Source organism: Vicinamibacterales bacterium, assembly GCA_036504215.1.
Taxonomy (GTDB): Bacteria; Acidobacteriota; Vicinamibacteria; order Vicinamibacterales; family Fen-181; genus FEN-299.
In genome coordinates this window covers 1-4,229 of sequence record DASXVO010000034.1, presented here as the reverse complement: position 1 = coordinate 4,229, position 4,229 = coordinate 1, and the positions used below count along the sequence as shown (strand labels likewise).

Below are 4,229 nucleotides of genomic sequence, written 5' to 3'. Positions count from 1 at the left end.
CAGGCCGAGGTCCTCGACTACCACCTGGGCGGGAAGGACATCGCCCAGGTGCTGGCGCTGCCGGTGGCCGAGGCGGAGGCGTTCTTCGCCCACGAGGCGAAGGTGCCGGCGGCGCACGGCATCCTGGCGCGCCTGTCCGACGTCGGCCTGGGCTACCTGACGATCGGCCAGCCGCTGACGACCCTCTCGGGTGGCGAGCGCCAGCGGCTCAAGCTGGCGACGCACCTGGGGGAGAAGGGCGGCACCTACGTGCTCGACGAGCCGACGACCGGGCTGCACCTGGCCGACGTCGACCAGCTGCTCGGCCTGCTCGACCGGCTGGTCGACTCCGGCAAGTCGGTGATCGTCGTCGAGCACAACCTCGCGGTGATGGCCCACGCCGACTGGATCATCGACCTCGGCCCCGGGGCCGGCCACGACGGCGGCCGGGTCGTCTTCGAGGGGACGCCCGCCGACCTCGTCGCCGCGCGGTCGACTCTGACGGGCGAGCACCTCGCGGCGTACGTCTCCTGACGAACAGTTGTTCGAACGCTGGCGGCTCAGGACACCGGGCCCGCCGACGCCTCGGCCACCGTGCGGGACAGCAGGCAGAACTCGTTGCCCTCGGGGTCGGACAGCACGACCCACGACGCGTCCGGGCCCTGACCGACGTCGGTGCGGCGCGCGCCCAGGGCCAGCAGACGCTCGAGCTCCTGCGCCGTCGTCGTGCCGTCGGCCCGGAGGTCGAGGTGCAGCCTGTTCTTGACGGACTTCGACTCCGGGACGGCGATGACGTCGATCGTCGGCCACGAGCCGTCCGACGGGCCGATGCTGACGATGCCGGGCTCGGCCTCGACGACCCACCACCCGAGGACGTCGCACCAGAACTGCGCGACGACCTCCGGTCGGTGCGCGTCGATGACGCTCGTGGCGATGCAGCTTGTCATGACGCCATCCTGCCCAGGTGCCGGCGCACGCCGCTTGTCGGCGTTGGCTGACGAAGCAGACGGCGCACCGCGAACTGAACGATCGCGTCGTGACGAACGACTAGGACCCCGTCCACTGCCAGTCGCTCCCTTGCCACCAAACAGCCCCGTCTCGCGCGTGGCCCTCGTAGTCTCAGAGCATGCTGACCCAATTGGTGTATCTCGACGAAGAGGCTCTCGACCAGTACGTCGGTGCGATAGAGGGGGGCCTTATCTCAAGTGCGACATCTCGCGTGTCTGTGAGTGGCTCGGCTGAGGCGGGCCTCGATCTAAAGGTCGTCGGCGGCAAAGGTGCCCGAGCGCGCGAAAACGAAGACGAACGAGTCGTCCAGGACACGCCTGCTGCGCGCTTCGCGCGGCTACTCGCGGCGGCGGCGGCGAATCCTGACGCCCTTGGATGGCTAGACATCATGGACGCAGACGCAGACCTCGCAGGCATCGGCATTGGGGCAATGGTGTCGTGGGAGTGCGACGTATACGTGCCTGACGTGGTGCGTATGCTTGCGCGCGCGGGCGGCGCCCTCGATGCCTTGAGGATGATGCGGGGGCTATTACCAAATGCCCACGCGTTCGGCCTCGACACAAGCGGACTTCCTGCTGATGCGGAAATGGGCGCGATGGCGGGACTGCTTGAGAGCATGCAGGTCGAGACCTTGGTCGCGGGTGAAGATGAAGCGACGGACTGGCGTGTGGCTGGCCAACTTCGCCGCGCCCCGAACCTAGACCGGCTGGAAGGTCGTGCGCGCGTCGTGGGCAAAGTGACGCGTGTACTTTCCGAAGGACAGTGGAAGCCCTTCCTGACGTTTCCCGGGATGAGCATCCTTCCCCGAGCCCAGCGTCGTGCATTGGAACGTCAGGCCCCGCCACCCGAGAAGGAGGACGAGTATCTCCACGGTCCAGCGCTCATGCTAGAGATTCTGGCCATCTACCGATAGGTGCTTTCTACCGTCGTCCTCAATTATGCTTCAGCAGGTCGGCCTCGATGTTTGCTCGGCACGTCCTCACGCTCATTCAATTCGCGACATGGCCACTTCTGGCCATGTTTCGTGCACCATCGCACCGTTAGCCCGATTCGCAAAGGAGCGAACATGTGGCCAGCGATATTCGGCGCTGCCATCCCCGCCTCAGCTGCAATTATCGCAGCCGTGGTGGCAGCGCGTTCGGCATCTTCGGCACGCACTTCTGAACAGTCGGCCGCGGCCGTCCGTGACCTCGAGAACCGGATTGCCGATCGAAAGGTAAAGGTGTACGAGCCAATGATCGAGCTGCTCAGACGGATGCTCGATCCCAACGAGTCTGCGACGATCATGGCCGATGAGCGCAAGTTCAGGGAAGACCTGAGCAAATTCGGTGCATGGGTTACGATATATGGCAGCGACGAAGCGGTTATCTATTTCGAGCGCTTCATGCAATGCACCTACCGCGCAGCGCCCGCGCCCGTGATGATCCGAATGTACGTCGAGTTTGTGCTCGCGGCTAGGCGCGACATGGGCTATCCAGACACGGGCATCACGGGCGAGCACATCATGGGAATCCGGCTTAAGGACACCTACGATCCGGAGTGGTTCGAGACACTCACGACTCCCTTGTGGCGACTCTACGAGCGGGAAGCGTGGACCGCGCCCTGGCAGGACCAGACTGATCACACTGGAGCCGAGCGTTAGGGCATCCCCGGCCACCGCTTCCATCCTCCCGGGGGACGACCTGCACGTGCTCGAGAACAGAGAGAGGCCCCACACACTCCGCCGCCTTCGGCGACCTTGGGAAAGTCGGGAACACCCTCCGGCGCTGGCGAGGAGTCCTCACGCACGAGGCTTCGCCCTTAACCAAGACCGTCGAAGGCGCGACGAAGAGACCGACGATCCACAGCCCTGAACATCACCCCTGTCAGTGCAGCGACGTAGCCTTGGCCAATGGTTGTGCTCACCGAATGGATGAGTGCGGTCCCAAACCACCGCGCCAGCGAGGTCTTCATCTGGGACACTGACGCACTCCTGGGGGACGCGTGCGACACCCTGGCCGGGCCCGGTCGCGGGCGCTCCGAAGTTCTGGCGGCCATTGACGCTGGGATCTTGGTGGCCCTCATGTCCGAACAGGCCTATGTCGAGCTCGGGTGGATGTATCCCAAGGCCGCCAGGGGACGCAGTGTTGACGAGGACTCCCTCCGTGAAGTCATCGAGAAGGAGTACTTGCCCCGAGCCCGCGTCGTCACTCTCCCGACTCGGCTTGACGCAGCGTGGGCGCCCCTCATCGAGGACGTGAATGACGCCGATGACATCCAGCACGCCCAGCTCGCCCGCTTGGTTGCCCCAAGCTCGGTCTACTCTCACGACAGACATCTGCGCCGCCCAGGTTATGCGCCTGCCGACCGTGCCGCCTACCGCGAGGTCCTCGAGATCGTGGCCATCCTCACCCATTTCCGAGAGGCGACCGTTGGTGCCGCGATGGGCGCAAATCTCACACTTGTCGTGGCAACCGGCGCCGTAAAGGGCGCAGCCGGTCGGTTGCGAGTAAAGCCTTCTCTCATTGCCCTCAGTGGGATTGTCGTAACCGCGGCTGTGGTCGCGGTCGTGGTACGGGATCCTGCGCGCCGGCGGCTGGTCAGGCACGCCGCTGCCACACTGGCGGACGCGATCGGGGCCGCAGCTATGCGAGACACCGAGGCGGGCCTGAAGCTCGCGGCTACATCCGTTGTCCCGGTCGACCCATATCCGAGAATCGAGGCACAAGTGGCCGCAGTTCTGGCGCGCAATCCGGACGTGACGGTTACAGCCCTAAGCGACAGGCTCGGGTCAAATGCACCCGCGGAACCCGACTTGCGACTTCTTCTCCAATCACATCCCGCATTCGTAGCGACCCGTCCGGACCATTGGGCTCTAGGCTCCGTGCGAACCGCTCTCGTCAACTGACCGTCCCATCCAGAGCGGAGATGGACGTGTCTGCTCGACCAGAAGGCTGGCAGAAGCGGCGAGCTCCTCATGCTCACGGCGCCGATAATGCCGATTATGTCAACTAGCGTCTCTCACACGTCCGGGTGCCGCTCCGTCGTTCCGCTCAAGGCCACGGACCGGAGAGCCGATCCTCCCCCATGCCTGACATCGATCCCCTGGTGCGCGATCGGAATGCGAACGGCGGCAGCGCCGCGCCGTCGAACGGCCGTCCGGACGCCCCCTCGGTACACCGCCGCTCCGGACGTGGCGCCGCTGTCGCGGTGCGCGCCCTCTGGCTCGCACTCGGCTTCGCCCTCGGGGTGTCCGCCGGGTT

Annotated in this window: 5 protein-coding genes; 4 read left to right on the top strand and 1 reads right to left on the bottom strand. The window is 65.5% G+C overall.

Annotation, left to right across the window (positions count from 1 at the left end; all coding sequences use genetic code 11):
- The coding region (locus tag VGK32_08660; GenBank protein ID HEY3381825.1) for an ATP-binding cassette domain-containing protein at nucleotides 1-513 on the top strand (513 nt) is incomplete at its 5' end.
- 26 nt (nucleotides 514-539) lie between these two features.
- Here VGK32_08660 and VGK32_08655 read toward each other — a convergent pair.
- Entirely contained in the window at nucleotides 540-926 is a 387-nt protein-coding gene (locus tag VGK32_08655) for a VOC family protein (GenBank protein ID HEY3381824.1), read from the bottom strand.
- Nucleotides 927-1,105: 179 nt separating this feature from the next.
- Between VGK32_08655 and VGK32_08650 the strand changes: the two genes are divergently transcribed.
- From VGK32_08650 to VGK32_08640, 3 genes are all read left to right on the top strand, one after another.
- Entirely contained in the window at nucleotides 1,106-1,900 is a 795-nt protein-coding gene (locus VGK32_08650) for a hypothetical protein (protein HEY3381823.1), read from the top strand.
- Between the two features lie 153 nt (nucleotides 1,901-2,053).
- Nucleotides 2,054-2,629 carry a hypothetical protein gene (locus tag VGK32_08645; GenBank protein ID HEY3381822.1) on the top strand — a complete coding sequence of 192 codons (576 nt, stop codon included), beginning with the start codon at nucleotides 2,054-2,056 and terminating at the stop codon, nucleotides 2,627-2,629.
- Between the two features lie 249 nt (nucleotides 2,630-2,878).
- Nucleotides 2,879-3,874, top strand: a complete 996-nt coding sequence (locus tag VGK32_08640; protein HEY3381821.1) for a hypothetical protein — start codon at nucleotides 2,879-2,881, stop codon at nucleotides 3,872-3,874.
- The last annotated feature ends 355 nt before the right edge of the window (nucleotides 3,875-4,229 follow it).